20 protein-coding genes are annotated in these 18,542 nt (G+C 74.1%); 9 read left to right on the forward strand and 11 right to left on the reverse strand.

Features of this window, described 5'->3' with window-relative positions:
- Positions 1 to 60 precede the first annotated feature (60 nt).
- On the forward strand, positions 61 to 525 hold the full coding sequence (locus ABZ810_RS15565) for an SRPBCC family protein (RefSeq protein WP_358403433.1): 465 nt from the start codon (positions 61 to 63) through the stop codon (positions 523 to 525).
- Here the strand turns inward: ABZ810_RS15565 and ABZ810_RS15570 are convergent.
- The 4 genes from ABZ810_RS15570 to ABZ810_RS15585 form a co-directional block, all read right to left on the reverse strand.
- Entirely contained in the window at positions 509 to 2,533 is a 2,025-nt protein-coding gene (locus ABZ810_RS15570) for a CehA/McbA family metallohydrolase (RefSeq protein ID WP_358403434.1), read from the reverse strand. The genes ABZ810_RS15565 and ABZ810_RS15570 overlap by 17 nt on opposite strands.
- Before the next feature lie 219 nt (positions 2,534 to 2,752).
- Positions 2,753 to 3,280, reverse strand: a complete 528-nt coding sequence (locus ABZ810_RS15575) for a hypothetical protein (RefSeq protein WP_358403436.1) — start codon at positions 3,278 to 3,280, stop codon at positions 2,753 to 2,755.
- 161 nt (positions 3,281 to 3,441) lie between these two features.
- Positions 3,442 to 3,879 carry a PPOX class F420-dependent oxidoreductase gene (locus ABZ810_RS15580; protein ID WP_358403437.1) on the reverse strand — a complete coding sequence of 146 codons (438 nt, stop codon included), beginning with the start codon at positions 3,877 to 3,879 and terminating at the stop codon, positions 3,442 to 3,444.
- Positions 3,880 to 3,966: 87 nt separating this feature from the next.
- Positions 3,967 to 4,650 carry a hypothetical protein gene (locus ABZ810_RS15585; protein ID WP_358403439.1) on the reverse strand — a complete coding sequence of 228 codons (684 nt, stop codon included), beginning with the start codon at positions 4,648 to 4,650 and terminating at the stop codon, positions 3,967 to 3,969.
- A gap of 244 nt (positions 4,651 to 4,894) precedes the next feature.
- Between ABZ810_RS15585 and ABZ810_RS15590 the strand changes: the two genes are divergently transcribed.
- From ABZ810_RS15590 to ABZ810_RS15605, 4 genes are all read left to right on the forward strand, one after another.
- Positions 4,895 to 5,482, forward strand: a complete 588-nt coding sequence (locus ABZ810_RS15590) for a hypothetical protein (protein WP_358403441.1) — start codon at positions 4,895 to 4,897, stop codon at positions 5,480 to 5,482.
- 210 nt (positions 5,483 to 5,692) lie between these two features.
- Positions 5,693 to 6,181: a sigma-70 family RNA polymerase sigma factor gene (locus tag ABZ810_RS15595; RefSeq protein ID WP_358403655.1), complete on the forward strand. Its 489-nt coding sequence runs from the start codon at positions 5,693 to 5,695 to the stop codon at positions 6,179 to 6,181.
- Positions 6,178 to 6,918, forward strand: coding sequence for a zf-HC2 domain-containing protein (locus ABZ810_RS15600; protein WP_358403442.1), 741 nt, complete (start codon positions 6,178 to 6,180; stop codon positions 6,916 to 6,918). The genes ABZ810_RS15595 and ABZ810_RS15600 overlap by 4 nt, the downstream gene beginning before the upstream one ends.
- Before the next feature lie 63 nt (positions 6,919 to 6,981).
- Positions 6,982 to 7,872, forward strand: a complete 891-nt coding sequence (locus ABZ810_RS15605) for a hypothetical protein (protein WP_358403444.1) — start codon at positions 6,982 to 6,984, stop codon at positions 7,870 to 7,872.
- A gap of 14 nt (positions 7,873 to 7,886) precedes the next feature.
- On the opposite strand, the gene ABZ810_RS15610 is transcribed toward ABZ810_RS15605, so the two are convergent.
- Genes ABZ810_RS15610 through ABZ810_RS15620 form a run of 3 tightly spaced genes read right to left on the reverse strand, consistent with a single transcriptional unit; the run spans position 7,887 to position 10,402 of the window.
- The gene (locus tag ABZ810_RS15610) at positions 7,887 to 8,573 is read right to left on the reverse strand and encodes a hypothetical protein (RefSeq protein ID WP_358403446.1); all 687 of its coding nucleotides are present in this window, start codon (positions 8,571 to 8,573) and stop codon (positions 7,887 to 7,889) included.
- A 27-nt stretch (positions 8,574 to 8,600) separates the two neighbouring features.
- A complete protein-coding gene (locus tag ABZ810_RS15615) occupies positions 8,601 to 9,449 on the reverse strand; it encodes an ABC transporter permease (RefSeq protein WP_358403447.1) in 849 nt (282 codons plus the stop codon).
- The gene (locus tag ABZ810_RS15620) at positions 9,446 to 10,402 is read right to left on the reverse strand and encodes an ATP-binding cassette domain-containing protein (protein WP_358403449.1); all 957 of its coding nucleotides are present in this window, start codon (positions 10,400 to 10,402) and stop codon (positions 9,446 to 9,448) included. Before ABZ810_RS15620 ends, ABZ810_RS15615 begins: the two co-directional genes overlap by 4 nt.
- Before the next feature lie 122 nt (positions 10,403 to 10,524).
- Between ABZ810_RS15620 and ABZ810_RS15625 the strand changes: the two genes are divergently transcribed.
- On the forward strand, positions 10,525 to 11,316 hold the full coding sequence (locus tag ABZ810_RS15625; RefSeq protein WP_358403450.1) for a TetR/AcrR family transcriptional regulator: 792 nt from the start codon (positions 10,525 to 10,527) through the stop codon (positions 11,314 to 11,316).
- Positions 11,317 to 11,359: 43 nt separating this feature from the next.
- On the opposite strand, the gene hrpB is transcribed toward ABZ810_RS15625, so the two are convergent.
- Positions 11,360 to 13,894 carry an ATP-dependent helicase HrpB gene (gene hrpB, locus ABZ810_RS15630; protein ID WP_358403452.1) on the reverse strand — a complete coding sequence of 845 codons (2,535 nt, stop codon included), beginning with the start codon at positions 13,892 to 13,894 and terminating at the stop codon, positions 11,360 to 11,362.
- Between the two features lie 342 nt (positions 13,895 to 14,236).
- On the opposite strand from hrpB, the gene ABZ810_RS15635 reads away from it, so the two are divergent.
- Positions 14,237 to 14,851: a nuclease-related domain-containing protein gene (locus ABZ810_RS15635; RefSeq protein WP_358403454.1), complete on the forward strand. Its 615-nt coding sequence runs from the start codon at positions 14,237 to 14,239 to the stop codon at positions 14,849 to 14,851.
- Positions 14,852 to 14,867: 16 nt separating this feature from the next.
- On the opposite strand, the gene ABZ810_RS15640 is transcribed toward ABZ810_RS15635, so the two are convergent.
- Together ABZ810_RS15640 and ABZ810_RS15645 are read right to left on the reverse strand one after the other, a co-directional pair.
- Positions 14,868 to 15,275, reverse strand: coding sequence for a hypothetical protein (locus tag ABZ810_RS15640; RefSeq protein WP_358403456.1), 408 nt, complete (start codon positions 15,273 to 15,275; stop codon positions 14,868 to 14,870).
- Positions 15,268 to 15,630: a hypothetical protein gene (locus ABZ810_RS15645; protein WP_358403457.1), complete on the reverse strand. Its 363-nt coding sequence runs from the start codon at positions 15,628 to 15,630 to the stop codon at positions 15,268 to 15,270. Before ABZ810_RS15645 ends, ABZ810_RS15640 begins: the two co-directional genes overlap by 8 nt.
- A 106-nt stretch (positions 15,631 to 15,736) precedes the next feature.
- On the opposite strand from ABZ810_RS15645, the gene ABZ810_RS15650 reads away from it, so the two are divergent.
- Positions 15,737 to 16,435: a histidine phosphatase family protein gene (locus ABZ810_RS15650; RefSeq protein WP_358403459.1), complete on the forward strand. Its 699-nt coding sequence runs from the start codon at positions 15,737 to 15,739 to the stop codon at positions 16,433 to 16,435.
- A gap of 60 nt (positions 16,436 to 16,495) precedes the next feature.
- Here the strand turns inward: ABZ810_RS15650 and ABZ810_RS15655 are convergent, their stop codons facing one another.
- Complete coding sequence (locus ABZ810_RS15655) at positions 16,496 to 18,061, reverse strand: GAF domain-containing protein (RefSeq protein ID WP_358403461.1); 1,566 nt, start codon at positions 18,059 to 18,061, stop codon at positions 16,496 to 16,498.
- 299 nt (positions 18,062 to 18,360) lie between these two features.
- Between ABZ810_RS15655 and ABZ810_RS15660 the strand changes: the two genes are divergently transcribed.
- The gene (locus ABZ810_RS15660; protein ID WP_358403462.1) at positions 18,361 to 18,528 is read left to right on the forward strand and encodes a hypothetical protein; all 168 of its coding nucleotides are present in this window, start codon (positions 18,361 to 18,363) and stop codon (positions 18,526 to 18,528) included.
- Positions 18,529 to 18,542 lie beyond the last annotated feature (14 nt).

Consider the following 18,542-nt stretch of genomic DNA (forward strand, 5'->3'; position numbering starts at 1 on the left):
CGCGTAGGAGCGAAGGAACTGCGGGGTGCCTTCGCTCCTACGCCCTTATCCGGAGTCGTCATGCCGTACGAGATCGAAGTCACAGCGACGGCCGCCTGCTCGCCCGAGACGGTCTTCAAGCACCTGGCGGTGCCCGAGGCCTGGAGCGAGTGGGGCCGTTTCCCGGCGCGCGCCCGGCAGGCCCGCCAGGGCGACGAGCAGCGTTACGGGGTCGGCAGCGTGAAGAAGGTCCCGCCGGTGCGGGAGGAGACGGTGGTCTTCGACCCGCCCTTCCACTTCGCCTACGTCGCCCTGTCCGGGATGCCGGTCCGCAACTACCGTTCGGACGTCCGGCTCGAGGAGAGGGACGGCGCGACCTTCATCCGCTGGCAGGCCGTGTTCGACCCGCTGATACCCGGCACCGGCCCGTTCCTGCGCGTGGGGCTCCGGCTGATGCTGGCCGCCTTCGTGCGCTGGCTGTCGCAGCACGTGAAGCGGTGCGACGCCTCGTGCGCCTCGCGCCAGCTGCTCATTCCCGCGCCGTGAGGCGGGCGCGGTAGACGCCGCGGGCGTCCTCGATGAGCCGCAGGTGGTCGTCGAGCTGCCCGGCGGTCTCCAGGCGGGCGTGCGCGCGGATCCGTTCCTCGTACGCGTCGAGGTAGTCCAGGCACCAGCGCAGGTCGTCCTCGCGGGCCACGCGGGCGCCGCCGACGTCGAGGTAGACGGGGCTGGTGTGCGCGTAGGAGCCCATGAGGTGGAACGAGCGCGGGTTGCGGGGCCCGGTCGCGACGGCGACGACGTAGGTCGGCTCGGTGACGGTGAGCTCGGCGGTGATCCGGTCGGGCGGCCCCGCGGCGATGACGCCCTCGGCGGTGCGGATCTCCACGTGCGCGACCTCGGGGCCGATCGTGCCGGCGGTGACGGTGACGCGGTCGCCCGCGTCGAGGGCGAGGGTGTCGCCGGGGCCGTGCCCGTCGACGTCCAGCCGGAGGAACGGCCCGGTGGTGGCGAAGGTGCGGCCGCGCCGGACGGCGTCGGCGAACGACTCGGCGCTGAGCGGGCCGTCGACCTTGGCGTAGACCCGTTCCCAGCCGGGCGGGCTCGACTGGCTGCCGCGCCGGTTGAACGAGAACATCGCGTCGGTGCTCGCGGTGACGGCCAGGACGTTGCCGGCGCCGAGGAGGCGGCGGTAGACGATCGCGGTGGTGACGATCGATGAGTGGTTGAGCACGTCCATGCTGTCGATGAGGCCGAGCGCGGCGTCGGCGACGCACTCGCGGGCCGAGCAGTTGCGCCCGGCGGTCAGCGCGGCGGCGGGCGGGTCGTCCTCGCGCATCGGGATGTGGAACGGGTGGCTGTAGCCCATGATGGCGCCGCGTGCCCGCAGGTCCCGGCAGGCCGCGCTGTTGGGCGGCCAGTCGACGGTGCCGAGGAACCCGGTGTGGTACCGCTCGGGCGGGACGGGCACGCCGAACGCGTACAGGTGGCCGAGGACGTCGTTGCGGTATTCGACGCCCATGCGCGCGATGTGGGTGGCATCCGACCAGGGCAGGTCCTGCCCGGCCCAGTGTTCGAGGGCCTCGCGGTCGTAGACGCGGTCGGAGGAGACGTTGCCCGCCACCAGGTTGAGGACGTGCAGGTCCTCGCCGTGCTGGAGGGCGGCGGCCTGGGCGGGCGTGCCGACGTCGTCGCCGCCCCAGTTGAGATGGACGTGCAGGTCGCCGCCGTACCAGCCGAGCGAGGCGGCGTCGTAGAGCCGGGCGGGCGTCAGCTCGACCAGGGTCTCCCCCTCGGGGGCGACGGCCCGTTCGAGCGTCTCGTACTCCATCCCGCGCGTGACGCGGACGGTCAGCGGCTCGGCGGGCACGTCCAGGACGAGGTCGTCGCCGTGGAAGTAGGGCATGCGGTCGGCGTCCCGGTTGGGCGGAGCGCCCTCGGGGTACCAGCCCTGGCCGTGCTCGCCGACGACCGTCCACCGGCACGGGAACCCGGCGCGCAGCCGCAGCCGTGCGGCCCGGGCGGGGCGGGTGAGGCCGTCGAGCGCCACGGCCTCGCCGTCGACCGAGAGCGAGCCGGCGCCGGTCACCGCGACGATGCGGGCGCCGCCCGGCTCGATCTCGTGGGCGGCGCCGTCGACCTTGACGACCACCGGCACCGCCCGGGTGGAGTCGACGAGCAGGTGGGTGGCGACGGGCTCGCCGCCGATCACCGCGCGCGGGCGGGCGTCGAGCGTGACACCGCCGGGCGTGACGCGCAGCGCGCCGAGGTTGTCGAGCACCTGCCCGCCGAGGACGTCGCGGATGATCCGGTGGAAGTCCAGGTCGACGATGCGCGCGGCGAGCTCGTCGTCGGTCGCGCCGGGGTGGAGCTCGGCCGCGCGCAGCACGCACGTCAGCCAGAACGTGGCCTCGTCGGTCATGAACGCGTCGACGTCCATCTGGCGGACGTACATGATGGGGTCCTCACCCCAGGTCGGACCGTGCCGGTCGAGCAGGTCGCGGTACTCCGCCAGCGCCCGCCTCACCTCGGGGGGCAGCGTCGGATCGTCGCACATGCGGTGTCTCCCGTTCGTCCGGTGTCCCGTTCGCCGCGATCGTCAGCGTGACACGGAACGTCGCGGCGGGGAACGGGCGCGCGTGCGCGGGGTGTGACCACGTGGTGGCAGCGCGGCGACGACCGTCTGCTCTGCGCGATCCGCTGAACGCCCCGCCCGTCCATCGCACCGGACCCCTGGTCGGCGGCCCTGGTCGCCGCCCCCGGTCACCGGCACGGGTCAGCGCGCCCAGGGGGTGCGGGACCAGGGCTTGTAGACCGACAGGACCGCCATGGTCACGTACATCGCGAGCGACACGACCGGCGGGTAGAGCATCTCCGGACCGCTGTCGGCCAGGGGCGTGGCGGCCGCCGCCTCGGCCGCCTCGTGCAGGCCGGGCCGCAGCGCGAAGATCGTGAGGGTGAACGCCGTCAGCGTCAGCACGAGCTTGACCAGCACCCAGTAGTGCCGGGTGATGCCCCAGTGCGTGCCGACGGCGAGCACCAGGCCGGTGACCAGCGTCAGCAGGCCCGCGGGGATCAGCAGCAGGTCGCCGAACAACCGCATCGAGACGTACGCGGCGCGCAGCGTCTCGGGGTCCTCGGTCGTCAGGCCGACCAGCGTCAGCGTGAGGAGGCCGACGTCCAGTCCCAGCCAGGTGATCGACACGATCACGTGCAGGACCAGGTTGGCCTTGCGGGTGCGCGGCGACATGCGCCACCGTCCGGTGCCCGCGGCGGGTTTCGGGGTACGGGTCGTGGTCGTCATGGAACCGACGGTGCCGGTGCGGCCCCCTGCCGCACATCGCACGGCCGGAGGCTTCGCCGCTGCTCCGGGCGGGGTAGCGGCGGCCCCCGGCCCTACCCTGGCGGGCGTACGCGGGCGCCGGGCCGGGAGCCCGGCGCGCCGCGGTAACGCGTCGCCCGAGGTCAGGCGGACGGCGGCGCGTAGCCGTAGAGCCGTTCCACGCGCAGGCGCACGACCCGGCGCCCGTCGGCGACCATGGCGCGGCGGTAGTCGTCCCAGTCGGGGTGCTCCTCACGGCGGACGTCGCGGTACACCTCGATCAGCTCCTCGACGGCCGCGTCGTCGAGGTCCCGGGCGACCGGCGAGAGCTCGGCGGTGCCCTCGGCGACCACGTACGCCGCGCCCGTCGGCGTCGTCACGTGCAGGCTGGCCCGCGGGTCACGGCTGAGATTGCGGGCCTTGGCGCGGTCGTCGGTGACCGACACCCGGATCAGCGCCCTGTCCTCGTCGTAGTGGTAGTTGACGTTGGACAGCTGCGGCCTCCCGTCCTTCTTGATCGTGACCAGCACTCCCAGGTCACGGTCCGCCAGCAGCCGCCTGAGCGCCGCGTCGTCGGTCATCCGGGTCCCGCCTCTCTCGTCAGGGTCTCTGCCGGGCTCAACCCCCGGAGACGCGTTCTGCTTCCCGGCCCGGCCCTGACCGGTGGCTCAGCCCTGGCCGGCGAGCGCGGGGAAGTCGTAGACGCGGGCGTCCGGCCGGGCTCCGCCCGGCGGGCCGTCTCCCCCGCCGGCCGCGCCGTCGTCCACGCGCGCCATGCCCGCGGTGTAGACGTGACCGCGGAACACCGCGCCCTTGGCGGTGACCTTGATCTGCTCGAACCCGGCCGGTGGCAGCGCGCAGAACCCGGTCTGCACGACGTCCTCGTAGAGCGAGTCCGACACGATGTAGGCGAGGTCGCGGTCGGTGCCGGCCGCCAGCAGGCGGCGCAGCGGCCCGGAGTCGAGCAGCCGCTGGACGACGATCGGCGCGTCGCCGGCGGGGCCGAACGGTCCCGCGGTCAGCGTGCCGTGGTGCAGCGACAGCCGGACGCGCAGCCGCGCGCCCGCCCGCCGCTCGCCGTTGATCGCGCGCAGCTCGGCGGCCAGCCGGATCACGAAGTCACCGGCGACCGGCGCGGGGTCGACGCCCTCGGGGAGGGTGGCGAGCTCGCCGTCTCCCCCGACCTGCTTGGCCCACAGGGCGCGGTCGAGCCCCACGCTCGCGGCGGCGCGGTCGAGCGCGTCGGACAGGTGCTGCTGCGCGAGGAGTTGCTCGCGCACGTCGCGCTTGCTGTACGCCTGGATGTCCACCGCCAGCAGCAGCCGGTAGACCAGGTGCCCGTTGCTGTTCATCCGTCGCCTTCCGGTCCTCCGAGCAAAGTCGGGCCCCGTGCCCGCATTCGCTCCAAGTGGGAGTGAGTGTTGCCGTTGGCGGAGGACCACGACGACATGTCTACGACGGCATGCCGTGCCCCGACGCCCCACAGGTAAGGAAGATCTAGCGAACTAGTTAGTGAAGGACCGGCATTGAACCGCGCGGCACCTCACCCGCGTACTGCTTCCCAACGTGACACCTGGCTCACACCGGAGGAGCACGATGGAGGTGCGGCGACGGGTCGCCCTGATGGGCGGCGCGACGGCGTTGACGCTGACGCTGGCCGGCTGCGGCGGAAACTACGGCTTCGGCACGTCGGCGGCGAGCGGCACCGGCCGCTCCGGTGGAACGGCGAGCGGCGCCCCCGTCGGCGCGGCGCCCGAGGCGAAGACCAGCCAGCGCAGCCTGCGCGCCATGACGAGCCTGCACCTGGGCCGCATGCTGATGGACGGCGGCGGCCGCACGCTCTACCGGTACGACAAGGACCTCGCCCGGCCGTCGCGGTCGAACTGCATCGGCGCCTGCGCCCAGACCTGGCCGCCGGCCCGCTGGTTCCCCGACCTGAAGACGACCGGCGTCGACCGCGCGGCCATCGGCCGCCTGCTCAGGCCCGACGGCACCTGGCAGCTCACCGTCGGCGGCTGGCCGCTGTACCGGTACGCCAAGGACCAGGGCCCCGGTGACGCGCTCGGCCAGGGCATGGGCGGCGCGTGGTTCGTCAGCAAGCCCAATGGCGCGAAAACGACGGCGCCGGCGCCCGGTCCGGCGCAGACTGGGGGCGGATACGGAGGCGGAGGAGGCCCGGGCTAGCGGCCCGGCACACCGGTCCGGGCGCAGGCCCGGAACCCCCGGCGCGGGCCGAAGGCCCGCCGGCGCACTCGTCCCCCGTACCCCCGCAGCCCCCGGAGATCCCCGATGGCCCACCGATCCCCCACCGCCCCGGCCGCCGACCGCGTGTCCAGCGGCCCGTGGAGCTGGTTCCGCGGCACGCGCCCCGGCGACGTGGACGACCAGGTGATCGTGACCGAGCTGTACCGCGTGTACGGCCGCCCGCTGCTGTCGTTCGTGCTGCGGCTCACCGGCGGTGACCGCCACTGGGCCGAGGACGTCGTCCAGGAGACGATGATCCGCGCCTGGCGCAGCGCCGCCCAGCTCGACGAGAACGCCGCCTCCCTGCTGCCGTGGCTGGCGACGGTCGCCCGGCGCATCGTCATCGACGACCAGCGCCGCAAGAACGCCAGGCCCCAGGAGGCGGGCGAGGGCCCGCTGGAGAACCTGCGGGCCCCCGACGGGATGGAGGATCTCCTGCGCTCAGTGGTCGTCTCCGAGGCCCTGCTGTCCCTGTCGCCCGCGCACCGCGAGATCCTCAACGAGACCTTCTTCCGAGATCGCACGGTGAACGAGGCGGCGCACCATCTGGGGATACCCGTGGGCACGGTCAAGTCACGGGTCTACTACGCGCTCCGGGCCCTTCGGGTCGCTCTGGAGGAAAGGGGCGTCACGCCATGACCGCCGGCATTCAGCACATCGACGTCGGCGCCTACGCCCTCGGCCTCCTGGAGGAGCCCGACCGGCGCGCGTTCGAGGCCCATCTGTCCACCTGCCTGTCCTGCCACGAGGAGCTCGGGGTGCTCCGCAACGTGGCCGCCACCCTCGACGGCATCGCGCCGATCGAGGACCCGCTCAGGACGTTCCCCGTCGAGCCCGACCCGGCGGTGGTGTCGGACCTGATCCAGCGCCGCGTGCGCCGTGACCGGCGCCGCGCCGCCTCGCGCACGCTGGTCAGCGTGGCGGCCGGGGTCGTGCTGCTCGCCGGGGCGTTCGGCCTGGGCACCACGATCGCCTCGGACGGCGGGACCCCGTCGCCGACACCGACCGTGGCGGCGCCGCCCCCGGACGCGGGCGCCGACGCCCTGCTCAGCGGCGCCCAGGCCAAGTCCGCGACCAACTCCGTCACCGGCGTCGCCGCCACCGTCGCCACGCAGGGCAAGCTATGGGGCAGTTCCATCGCCTTCAAGCTCGACCGGGTCCGCGGCCCGCTGGAGTGCAACCTGGTCGCGATCGACCGCGACGGGCGGGCCCACCAGATCGCGGGCTGGAAGGTCCCGCCCAAGGGCTACGGCCAGCCCGGGTCCGGGCCGCCGCTGACCGTCCAGGGCGCCACGTCGCTCACCCCGGCGCAGATCAGCCGGTACGAGGTCCGGACCGCCGGCGACGACCACACCCTCCTCACGATCCCCGCCTGACCCCGCCGGGCGCACGCCGGAAATCCGCGTGCGCCCGGGCACCGGGCCGCCGAAGATACGACCATGGACCGCCGCCGGCTCTTCCGCGACCTCTACTCCGCCCTGATCGACGTGCGGGAGGGCGAGGAGCACACCGTGCTCCGCGCATGGCGGGCGCCCGTCGCCGAGGCGCTGGAGGCTCTGGCGCCGCTGCGGCGCCGCGATTCCGCGCTCCGGTCCGGCGGTGAGGATCTCTGGGCCCTGTACGCGCTCAGCCGGGTCGGCGACTTCCTGATCGAGCTCGGCTGCCCCGCCGGTGATCCCGGGCCCGGTCTCGGCGTCACCGGCGGGCGCAGGCCCGACCACCGATGGTTGTCCGAGCACGAACGGTTCTTCGCCCAGGTGGGCCTGCAGCGGTTCGAGCACGGTGCCGCGTTCTCACCGTTCCACCATGAGATCTTCGCGGTCAGCGTCGACGAGACCGCCGGCGAGGTCACGGTGGAGGACGTCGTCTGGCCCGGTTTCCGCTTCGGTGACCTGCTGTTCTGCCGTGCCGGCGTGCACCTCCGGGCGCCGTCCCGCCTCATCGACGCCACGGTGGCGACCACGTCCACCCTCTACTTCACCTTCCGGCGGACACCGCGCGGCGCCGACGACCCTTCCCACGGGTGGGGGTCCAATTCCCAGTGGCGCACGTCCTTCCCACGCTTCTACGAGGACTCCGACGGCCTGCACTTCAACTGGGACGGCGATCGCAGCCTCGCCGGGCGGTCCGCGCCTCCGGACCACGATCCGGCCGCCGGGCCGACCCTGGAGCAACGCCGGGAACTGCTCCTCAACCGCTGCTTCGTCACGTCACCGCTTCCCGCCGATGAGCACGACCGGTACCCCTACGAGGATCGGATCAGCCTCCGTGAGAGCCGCTGGCCCCTGGACGCCGCGGACGTCCTTCCCGACCCGCCTCGAGCCGGCTGAGCGGCCGGGTCGGGTCAGGAGGGGAGGGCGGCGGCTCGGTGGCGGGCCAGGGTCAGGGCGGGGTAGCAGTCCTCGGGCAGCGGGCCGGGGTCGTCGAGGGCGGCGCGGAGGCGGGCGCCGACGGCCCTGGGGTCGTACGGCTGGACGACGCACAGCTCGGCCTGCATCGCCTGCCGGGCCGCCGTCATCAGCGCGGGCACGTCCCCGACGATGACGATCTCGCTGGGCACGTCGCCGTGCTGGAGGCGTACGGCCAGGGCGTGCAGGTCGCCGTTCTCGTAGCGGAACTCGCAGATCAGCCGGTCGCCGTCGAGCGGGCCCTCCTGGATCAGCCAGACCTGGCTGGGGGTGACCCGGCCGAGGGCGCTGAGCCAGGACGGCTCGGCGAGGTTGCGCACCCCGTCGGCGGCCTTGCCCGCGGCGCGGCGGCCCTCCTCCGGGCCGATGGCCTCCAGCGCGCGCAGGAACGCGTAGGCGCCGGGCGTGCCCGCGGCGCGCAGGCTCATCATCAGGTCGGCCAGGGCGGCCCGCCGCCCCTGCGCGTTGGGGGCGGCGGCCTCCAGGGTCCCGAGCTGGGCGGAGGTCCACACCTCCGCCTGGAGCGCGCCCGGCAGCGCCGGCAGCTCGCCGGCCGCGCGGACGTACGCCTCGTACACCTCGCGCAGCGCGGGCAACATCAGCCGGGGGCTCTTGGCAGTCACGCACCCAGGATACTGACCGGTAGGGGCTCAGCGGCCGAGGCGGCGGTAGCGGCGCACCGCCAGCGGCAGGAAGACCGCCACGATCACCAGCGGCCAGGCCACCGCCAGCGGCAGGGCGTGCTCCCCCGCCCACGACGTCCCGTCGGTGACGCCCGGGTTGCCGAACAGGTCGCGGGTCGCGGTGGCGGTGGCCGACATCGGGTTCCACTCGGCGATCGTGCCGAGCCAGCCGGGCATCGTGCTGGGCGCCACCAGCGCGCTGGACAGGAAGCTGATCGGCCAGACCAGGATCTGCATGGCCATGACCGACTCCGAGCCCTTGGCGACCAGGCCCAGATAGGCGCCCATCCAGAGCAGCGCGAAGCGCAGGAGCAGCAGCAGCCCGAACGCGAGCATCGCGTTGCCGAGGCCCTCGTGCCACCGCCAGCCGACGAGCAGCCCGCAGGTGACCATGACGACCAGCCCGGCGATCGAGTTGATCATGTCGGCGGTGCAGCGGCCGAGCACGACCGCGGACGCGGCGATGGGCATGGAGCGGAACCGGTCGGTGACGCCCCTGGACGCGTCGTTGGCGATCGCGGTGAACGTGGCCTCGATGCCGAACACCATGGTCATCGCGTACATGCCGGGCATGATGAACTCCCGGTAGCCGCCCCCGCCCGGCACCTGCATCTGGCCGCCGAACAGGTAGCCCATCATCAGCACGACCATGACCGGGAAGAACAGGCCGATCAGGACCTCGTCGGGCCGCCTGCCCCAGTGCGCGAAGGCCCGGCCGGTGATCGTCCAGGCGTCGGCCAGCGTCCAGCGGAGGCGGGCCGCGAGGCCGCGCGGCGGCTCGGGCACCGGGATCGGGGTGAGCGTGGCGAGCGTCATGCCACTTCCTCTCGTTCCTTCGTCAGGTCCAGGAACACCTCGTCGAGCGTGGGCCGCCGGAGCCCGATGTCCTCGACCGCGATGCCGGCGGCGTCGAACGCGCGGACGGCGTCGGTGAGCGCGGCCACCCGGTCGGTGACCGGGGTGTCGATGCGGCGGGCGTCGGCGTGCACGTCGGCGCCGGTGCCGCCGATCTTGCCCAGGATCTCCGCCGCGACGGCCAGGTCGGCGGGGTGGCGCACGACCACGTCGAGCCGGTCGCCGCCCAGCCGGGTCTTGAGCCGTTCGGGCGTGCCGGAGGCGATGATCCGGCCGTGGTCGACGACCGAGACGTCCGTGGCGAGCTGGTCGGCCTCCTCCAGGTACTGCGTGGTGAGCAGCACGGTGGTGCCGCCCCCGACCAGGGCGCGGACCGCGTCCCACACCTCGATCCGGCCGCGCGGGTCGAGGCCCGTGGTCGGCTCGTCCAGGAACAGCACGGGCGGTGCGAGGATCATGCCCACCGCCAGGTCGAGGCGGCGCCGCATGCCGCCGGAGTAGGTGCCGACCGGCCGGTGCGCGGCGTCGGTGAGCCGGAACCGCTCCAGCAGCTCGTCGGCCCGGCTCCGCGCGGTGCGCGTGCCCAGGTGGTAGAGCCGCCCGAACATGACCAGGTTCTGCCGGCCGCCGATGACCTCGTCGACCGCGGCGTGCTGCCCGACCAGGCCGACCCGCGACCGCACCCGCCCGGCGGCCCGGACGACGTCGTGCCCGGCGACCTCGGCACGCCCGGCGTCGGGTCGGGTCAGCGTGGTCAGGACGCGGACCAGCGTGGTCTTGCCCGCGCCGTTGGGGCCGAGAACGCCGTGCACGGTGCCCGCGGGCACCCTGAGGTCGACCCCGTCGAGGGCCCGGGTGTCGCCGTAACGCTTGCGCAGCCCCTCGGCCGCGACCGCGAACTCTGTGGAGCCCATGGTTCCGCCCTCCACTCTGTACACCGTACGAAGTTATGCCGCAAACTATAACGTACGCCGTACAAGATTTCATCCCGTAGGGCGTACGAGATTTCCCGGGGTGGTCTGCCAGGATGGAGATCGTGAGCGTGGAGTACAGCGGGACCGGCGACCCCAAACGCAGCCTGGAGCTGTTGTGGGGCGTCCAGGGGCCGCCGCGGCGCGGCCCCAAGCCCAAGCTGACCGTCGACCGGATCGTGACGACCGCGATGGCGCTGGCCGACGCGGACGGCCTGGGCGCCCTGTCCATGCGCCGCATCGCCGACGAGCTGGGCGTCGCGGCGATGTCGATCTACACCTACGTGCCGAGCAAGGCCGAGCTGATCGACGTGATGGTCGACCGGGCCAGCGGCGAGCTCGCCCCGCCGCCCGACGTGCCGCCCGGCGGGGTCCGGGACGCCTGGCGGTCCGGGCTGGAGCACATCGCCCGGCAGAACTGGGCCCTCTTCCACCGGCACCCGTGGCTGCTGGAGATCTCCACCGGCCGGCCGCCGATGGGCCCCCAGCTCATCGGCAAGTACGAGTACGAGCTGCGCACCGTCGACGGCCTGGGCCTCACCGACGTCGAGATGGACTCGGTGATCGCGCTGGTGAACGGGCACGCGCAGAGCTCGGCCAAGAGCTCGGTCGACGCCGCGCAGGCCGAGCGGCGCACCGGCATGACCGACGAGGAGTGGTGGGAGATCACCGCCCCCGTCCTGGAGACGGTGATCCGGCCCGGCGACTACCCGCTCGGCGAACGGGTCGGGACGGCCGCCGCGCAGGTCTACGGCGGCGCCATCGGCCCCGAGCACGCCTTCGAGTTCGGCCTCCAGCGCATCCTGGACGGCATCGAGGTCCTCATCGCCGCCCGCTCCGCCGACCACCCGCGGTGACCCGGGCCCGGAGGCTGAGGCGTGCCTCGAAGCGAGACACGCCCTAACGGCGGGGGTTGGGACGGCGGGTCGCGGGGGCCTGGGCCGGGTCCTCGGGCCAGGGGTGGCGGGGGTAGCGGCCGCGCAGTTCGGCCCGTACGGCCTTGTAGCCCTCCCGCCAGAACGAGGCGAGGTCGGCGGTGACCGCGGCGGGGCGGCCCGCCGGTGACAGCAGGTGGACGACCAGCGGCACCCGGCCGCCCGCCAGCCGGGGCGCCTCCTGCCAGCCGAACAGCTCCTGCAGCTTGACCGCCAGGACCGGCCGCTCGCCCGAGTAGTCGACGCGGACCCGCGAGCCGGACGGCACCTCCACCCGTTCGGGCGCCATCTCGTCGAGGCGGGCCGCGCACTCCCAGGGCAGCAGGCCGCGCAGCGCGCCCACCAGGTCGATCCTGGCCAGGTCGGCGCGGCGGCGCGCGTTCGCGGGCATCCAGTCCAGGGCGTGGTCGAGCAGAGCGGCGTCGTCCACGTCCGGCCAGGGGTCGCCGAGCGCGTGCCGGCAGAACGCCAGGCGTTCGCGCAGGGCGGTGGCCGCCGGGGTCCACGTGAGCAGGGCGAGCCCCTCCTCGCGCAGGCCGGTGACGAGCGCGGCGCGGACCAGGTCGGGGCGGGGACGCGCCAGCGGCCGGGCGTTGAGCTCGATCGCGCCGAGCCGCTCGACCCGGCGGGCGGTCACGTCGCCGTCCCGCCAGGCGACCTCCTCCTCGTCGTGGCGCAGCGGCGCGGCGGCGAGGCGGGCGAGGTCCTCGTCGATGACGACGGCCTGTCGCACGCGGGCGGACGCGGCGCCCGCCGGGCGGTCGGCCACGGCGATCGCGAGCCACTCGGCGCGGGCCGTCGCGAGCCCCGAGCCCTCGCCGAGCAGGGCCGCGCCGGTGCCCGACGCCATGAGGTAGCCGCCGCCGGGCCGGACGCGCGCCACGCGTTCGGGAAAGGCCAGCGCGACCACGGTCCCGGCCGCGGCGTCGTCGGTGAGGCGCTCGCCGTCCGCCGCGCCGACGGCCTGCTCGAGCCGGCGCACCTCATCACGCCAGCGCGCGGCGTGGGCGTCCGCGGGCGGGCCGCCGCGCCGCAGGCCGCGCCATACGGCGGTCAGGTCGTCGCCCGCGCCGCGCGGCGGCGGCTCGGAGAGCAGCGCCACGACCTGCGCGGCGGTGCGGCGGCCGACCCGCGGCGCGCCGTCCAGCAGCGCGCGTCCGAGCCGCGGGTGGACGCCGACGCGCGCCAGCCGGCGGCCCCGCTCGGTGACCCGGCCGTCGTCGCCGGCCGCCCCGAGCGCCTCCAGGGTCGTGCGGGCCGCCCGCAGCGCGGCCTCCGGCGGCGGGTCGAGCAGCGCGAGGCCGCGCGCGTCGGGCTCTCCCCAGCAGGCGATCTGCAGGGCGAACGCGGTGAGGTCGGCGAGCTCGATCTCGGGCCTGGGCCGGGCGGGCAGCCGTTCGTGGTCGGCCTCGCCCCAGCACCGGTAGACGGTGCCGGGCGCCTCCCGGCCCGCCCGGCCGGCGCGCTGCTCGGTGGCGGCGCGCGACGCCCGGACGGTCGTCAGCGCGCCGAGCCCGCGGGCGTGGTCGGTGCGCGGTTCGCGCGCCAGCCCGGCGTCGACGACGACCCGCACGCCCGGGACGGTGAGGCTGGACTCGGCGACCGAGGTCGCGAGCACGACCCGGCGGCGCTCCCCCGGCGCGAGCACCGCGTCCTGCGCGGCGGGCGGCGCCTGGCCGTGGACCTGGAGGACGTCGGCGGAACCGAGGCCGGACAACATCCCCGCGACCCGCGCGATCTCGCCGACCCCGGGCAGGAAGCAGAGCACGTCGCCGTCGCGTTCCGCGAGCGCCCGGCGCACCTGGGCGGCGACGTGCGCGAGCAGCGCCGGGTCGACCCGCATTCCGTGCGGCGGCGGCAGCGGCCGGTCCGGCGGCGCCCACACGACCTCCACCGGGTGCAGTGCCGCCGCGGTCTCCACGACCGGGGCGGGCCCGTCCTCACCGCCGAGGAGGCGCGCCCACGGCCCGGCGTCGGCGGTGGCGGACGCGGCGACGAGCCGCAGGTCCGGCCGGAGCGCGGCACGGACGTCGAGCAGGAAGGCCAGCGCGGTGTCGGCGTCCAGGTGCCGCTCGTGGCACTCGTCCAGCATCACCGTGGCGGCGTCCGCGAGCTCGGGCTCCCGCTGCAACCGCTGGAGCAGGACGCCCGTCGTCATCACCTGCACCCGCGACCCCGGCCGGTGCTCGCCGCGGACGGTGAGGCCGACCCGTTCGCCGACCTTCTCCCCCAGCAGCCACGCCATCCGGCGGGCCGCGGCCCGGACCGCCAGCCGCCGCGGCTCCACCACGATCACCTTCCCGTCCCCGGCCTCCTCGTCGTCGAGCAGGCCCGCCAGGGCGAGCGGCATCAGGGTCGTCTTGCCGGTCCCGGGCGGGGCCACCAGCACCGCCGCGCCATGGCCGGACAAAACGGCCCGCATCTCGGGCACGGAGTGGCTTACAGGAAGCGCGGAAAGGGCATCCTGCCGGAGGGTGTGCATCCGTACAGTGTGGCGCATGTCCCAATGAAAGGCCGCACGGACCTTGCGGTGATAGTTGCATCGTGCATTTCGCATTTACCACAGAAAAGCAACGACTCTTCGGCTTTCCATTTCTTTTACGTTCGACTTTCCTCACCTTCCCGCACCTCCCGCCAATCACTGGGTATGTCCCATAATCGGGCCGTAGTCGCAGGTGCAGGGAGGTTCGGGATGATCGGCAGCTCCATCTATCTCAGGGACAGGGCAGCCTTCACCGGCGGGACGCCGCAGGCGGTGTACGAAGAACTCTGGCAGCGTGGCCGAAAGGGCAGATTGCGGACCCGCGCAATTCTGGCCGGGGCGTCGCTCATACTCGGGGCAGTGCTGGTCAACGCCATCTTCGGCGTGGCGATGGCGGTCTTGGTGGGGGCCGCCGACGCTTACTTCCATTGGCGTGGCTACAATGCCTCGCGCGTTTGGCGGCTGGGCCTGCGCGGCGAGGAGCGCATGAGCCGGCTGCTGCGCTTCACCGCCGAACGCCGCGGCCACCGGGTGTTGCACCAGCGCTCCGTGCCCGGCCACTGCGTGGTCGACCAGCTCCTCGTCGGCCCCGGCGGGGTCTGGCTGGTCCACAACGAGGCCTGGCACCCCGAGGCGGAGATCGCCCCGCACGGCGGCAGGCTCTTCATCGACGGGCGCACCCAGTCAGAGCTGGTCAAACGGCTGACCGGGGCCGCGACCGCGGCGTCCCGCATGCTCTCCGACCGCACCGGGCTGCTGGTGACCGTGACCCCGGTGCTGGCCGTGCACGGCGGGCAGCTGGCGCGGTCGCCGTTCAACGCGGACGGCATCGTCTTCGCCAGGCCGTTCAGGCTGCTGCGGTGGACGCGCCGGAACCCGCACGCCGACTTCTCCCCCTCCGAGGTGGAGATCATCGCTCAGGCGGCTGTGCACACGCTGCCGATCGGCGGCCGCACCATGACCCCTGCGGCCTGAGCCTCACCCGGCCCGTTCAAGGCGCGGCGGGCCGGGTGCGGCGCAGCCAGTAGAGGCCGATGACCGGCAGCACCAGCGGGATGAAGCCGTACCCGCGGCCGAACCCGGACCAGACCGTCGCGTCCGGGAACGCCTCCGGGTCGGCCAGGCTCAGGGTGCCGACGATCAGCACCCCGGCCAGCTCGATCGTGAGCGCCGCGAAGGCGACCCGGCGCGAGGTGCGCCCGCCCAGCGCGAGCGCCACGGTCGCCAGGACGTAGATGACGGCGGCGACCGCCGACAACGTGTAGGCCAGCGGCGCCTCGTCGAACCTGGTGGCGATCTGCACGCCCGCCCGCGCGCCCGCCGCCAGCGCGAAGATCGCGTACACCGCCACCAGCAACCGCCCGGGCCCGCTCCGCGTCGCCACGCCCTGGTCAGACATCGCCGGCCCAGATCTGGTTCATCCGGACGATCATCACGGCGACCGACAGGCAGGCGACGACGATCACTCCGGGGCCCCAGCGCGAACGTTCCAGGACTCCCCAGCCCGCCCCGGCGGCCGGGATCAGCAGGATGCCGAGCATGTACCCGATGAACGTCGCGGAGTCGGCGGGTCCCTGGTCGTCGCCGAGCTTGACGAAGCCGAGCACCGCCTGGACCACCAGGAGCACCTCGACCAGTCCGAGCATGATCAGGTGCCCGACGTCCATCGGCCGGTCGCGCAGGGCCGTCACCAGGCTGTACGCGGCTCCGAGCAACGACACGACGATGATCGTGGTGGCCAGCCAGTTCGTCACGAAGAGAGAGTACTACGCCCTGTAGAGCTCGCCGCGGCGGGCGGGTGCCGCCCGGGCACACGCGATGAGCGGTACTTTCGGCGGCGGGCGGGCACGTCATGGGATCATGAGGTCCGTGGACACGCTCGAATGGCTCATCCTGACACGGCACGGAGAGAGCACCGGCAACGTCGCCTACCGCACGGCGATGGGCACCGACGCCGAGGAGCTGGGCCTGCGCGAACGCGACTCCGACATCCCGCTGTCGGACACCGGCCGCGAGCAGGCGGCGCTGCTGGGCGGCTGGCTCGCCGGGCTCCCCGAGGACGAACGGCCGACGGTGGCCGTGTCCTCCCCCTATCTGCGCAGCCTCAACACCGCGCGCCTCGCGCTCGCCGAGGCGCCCTACGGCGTCGACCTGCGCGTGGACGAGCGGTTGCGCGACCGCGAGCTGGGCGTGCTCGAAGGGCTCACGCCGCGCGGCGTCGGGTTGCGGTTCCCCGAGGAGGCCGTGCGGATGCGGCGGCTCGGCAAGTTCTACTACCGGCCGCCCGGCGGCGAGTCATGGTGCGACCTGGCGCTGCGGCTGCGCAGCTTCTACCGCGACCTCGCCCAGGACCACCCCGGCGGACGGCCGTTCGTCATCGCCCACGACGCGATCGTGGTGATGACCCGCTACGTGGTCGAGGGCCTGGGCGAACGGGAGATCCTGGACATCGAGAAGGACCCTGTCCTCAACTGCTCCGTCACCCGGTGGCGCAGCAACGGCGGAAAGCTGAGCGCCGTCACCTACAACGCCTGCGACCATCTGCCCGCGATCCCCTGACCACACGGCGCTCCGGCTGGTCCGCCAGGCGTCGCGGGCGGCCTGGAGGTGCTCCGGGGTCTAGAACTCGTGCAGCCGGGAGGCGACGGTGCCGAGTCTCGGGTCGCCGGGCGGCAGGACGTTCGCCAGGCGTTCGAGCACCTCGTAGTCGTCGCGTCCGGGCTCGGTCTGCGCGTACGTCCACAACACCTCGTTGCCGCCCCGGTCGAGCACCTGGCGGCGCATCCGGGCCGACAGCTCGTCGCGTTCGATGCGCAGGGCCGGCGCGTCGGAACGGGGCAGCAGCCCGCCGCGCCACAACCGCGCCGCGCCGGTGACGTCGTTCTCCTCCAGCAGCCGCCGCACCGCGAGGAAGTCGGCGTCGACCTCGCATTCGAGCCGGTAGGGCTTGGCGCGGACCAGGTCGCCGAGCTGGGCGCGCAGCCGGTGGATCTCGGCGCGGATCGTGACCGGGCTGCCGTCCTCGCCGTACAGCTCCAGCGACAGGCGGTCGCCGGTGAGGCCGTCGGGGTGCAGCGCCAGCAGCGCGACGATCTCGGCGTGCCGCAGTGACAGCGGGACGCGCCGCCCGTCGACCCGCGCGTACGGGCGGTCGGTGCCGAGCAGCGACAACGTCAGCAGCGGCCGTTCGCCGTCCGCCCCCGGGCCGTCCGCGGCGCCGGCGTCCGCGGTGGAGACCACCGATCCGGGCGGGGCCGGCGACCGGACGAGGAACAGCTCCCCGGCCGGCTCGGCGACCGCGCTCCGCCCGTCGGGCAGCGTGACGTGCTCGCCGGCCGTGGGCGCCGCGAGCCGCACGCCGTGCCAGTCGGCGGGGTCGCCCGCGAGCACGCGCCCGGTCGGGGTGACGAGGACGCCGCGTTCGCCGCGCAGCGCCTTGAGGTGGCGCATGCCGCGTTCGCGCAGCACCTCGTCCCGGCGGCGCATCTCCATCTCCAGGTGCGCCTCGGTGAGCCGGGCCGCCGCGCTGACCAGGGCGAGCGTCGCCGGGTGCAGCACCTCGACGGTGGCGCTGACGTCGATGCAGCCGATCACGGCGCCGGAGTCGGGGTCGGTGATCGGCGCGCCCACGCACGACCAGCGGTGCAGGATGCGGGCGACGTGCTCGGCGGCGTAGACGTACTGCGGCCTGCCGGTGGCCAGCGCGGTGCCGATGCCGTTGGTGCCGACCGACCCCTCCGACCAGCAGAAGCCCTCGGTCAGCCCGATCCGCTCGGCCTTGCGGCGTACCGGCGCGGGCCCGTCGGACCACAGCGCGTGCCCCTCGGCGTCGGTGATGACCATGATGTGCTCGGCCTCGTCGGCGACCTGTCGCAGCAGGTCGCGCAACATCGGCAGGTGGGGGTCGAGCGGATGCGCGGCGCGGGCGTCGGCGATGACGTCCCGGTCGTACACCAGCGGCGCCGACGCGACCTCGACGTCGATGCCGGCGTCCCAGGACCGGCGCCAGGACTCGGAGATCGGCCGCCGGGCGCCGCCGCGCTGCCCGGTCTCGTGCAGCGCGCTGAGCCTGCGGATGAGACCGGTCGCCTCGCGGCACGCGTGCGGCATCGGCGGGTCGGTCGGATCCGCCTGCGGGCCGGCCGGATCCGTCGGTGGATCCGCTGCGGTGGAGCCCTGCCTCATCGGAACTCCCGCGTTCACGAGAACCTGTAACGGTCCCGAGCATCGCCGCATCCGGTAGGCGCCGCAACCGGTTCGGGGGAACGCGTCTACCTTGCCGTTCCCACTGACGGTGACAGGGCGACTGCAACGTGCTTGCAACCCCGGCGTGGTTACCGTTCGGTCCGGACCGGCCGGGGCCGCCGGCCCCGCCGTCGGGGGCCCCGCCGTCCTGTGACGTCCTCCGGAGGGGGAGGGCGCGGCAGGGCGGCGGGCCGGGCGAGGGGGAGGAAGCCTTGATGTTGTGCCTGACATGCGGTCGCGTGCGCCCGGCGGAGGACCGGGCCGACTACACCACCGAACGCGCCCAGCTGATCGTCGATCGCGGTCTGTGCCTGTGCCCGGCGGCGACCCGGCACCGGACCGGTCAGCGTCGGGCGGCCATGGTCGAACCGGCCGTCGAGAGCGTAGTTCACCTCAAGAACACCTGAATGACCCGCTCCGT

The organism is Spirillospora sp. NPDC047279 (assembly GCF_040643285.1).
GTDB lineage: Bacteria > Actinomycetota > Actinomycetes > Streptosporangiales > Streptosporangiaceae > Spirillospora.

Bases quoted from the DNA above. Each gene is read 5' to 3' on its own strand.
- ABZ810_RS15575 (WP_358403436.1), bottom strand. From the start codon at position 3,280: ATGACGACCACGACCCGTACCCCGAAACCCGCCGCGGGCACCGGACGG.
- ABZ810_RS15600 (WP_358403442.1), top strand. From the start codon at position 6,178: ATGACCGCCGGCATTCAGCACATCGACGTCGGCGCCTACGCCCTCGGC.
- ABZ810_RS15565 (WP_358403433.1), top strand. From the start codon at position 61: ATGCCGTACGAGATCGAAGTCACAGCGACGGCCGCCTGCTCGCCCGAG.
- ABZ810_RS15655 (WP_358403461.1), bottom strand. From the start codon at position 18,061: ATGAGGCAGGGCTCCACCGCAGCGGATCCACCGACGGATCCGGCCGGC.
- ABZ810_RS15615 (WP_358403447.1), bottom strand. From the start codon at position 9,449: ATGACGCTCGCCACGCTCACCCCGATCCCGGTGCCCGAGCCGCCGCGC.
- ABZ810_RS15585 (WP_358403439.1), bottom strand. From the start codon at position 4,650: ATGAACAGCAACGGGCACCTGGTCTACCGGCTGCTGCTGGCGGTGGAC.
- hrpB (WP_358403452.1), bottom strand. From the start codon at position 13,894: ATGCGCCACACTGTACGGATGCACACCCTCCGGCAGGATGCCCTTTCC.
- ABZ810_RS15605 (WP_358403444.1), top strand. From the start codon at position 6,982: ATGGACCGCCGCCGGCTCTTCCGCGACCTCTACTCCGCCCTGATCGAC.
- ABZ810_RS15580 (WP_358403437.1), bottom strand. From the start codon at position 3,879: ATGACCGACGACGCGGCGCTCAGGCGGCTGCTGGCGGACCGTGACCTG.
- ABZ810_RS15640 (WP_358403456.1), bottom strand. From the start codon at position 15,275: ATGTCTGACCAGGGCGTGGCGACGCGGAGCGGGCCCGGGCGGTTGCTG.
- ABZ810_RS15650 (WP_358403459.1), top strand. From the start codon at position 15,737: ATGAGGTCCGTGGACACGCTCGAATGGCTCATCCTGACACGGCACGGA.
- ABZ810_RS15590 (WP_358403441.1), top strand. From the start codon at position 4,895: ATGGAGGTGCGGCGACGGGTCGCCCTGATGGGCGGCGCGACGGCGTTG.
- ABZ810_RS15570 (WP_358403434.1), bottom strand. From the start codon at position 2,533: ATGTGCGACGATCCGACGCTGCCCCCCGAGGTGAGGCGGGCGCTGGCG.
- ABZ810_RS15620 (WP_358403449.1), bottom strand. From the start codon at position 10,402: ATGGGCTCCACAGAGTTCGCGGTCGCGGCCGAGGGGCTGCGCAAGCGT.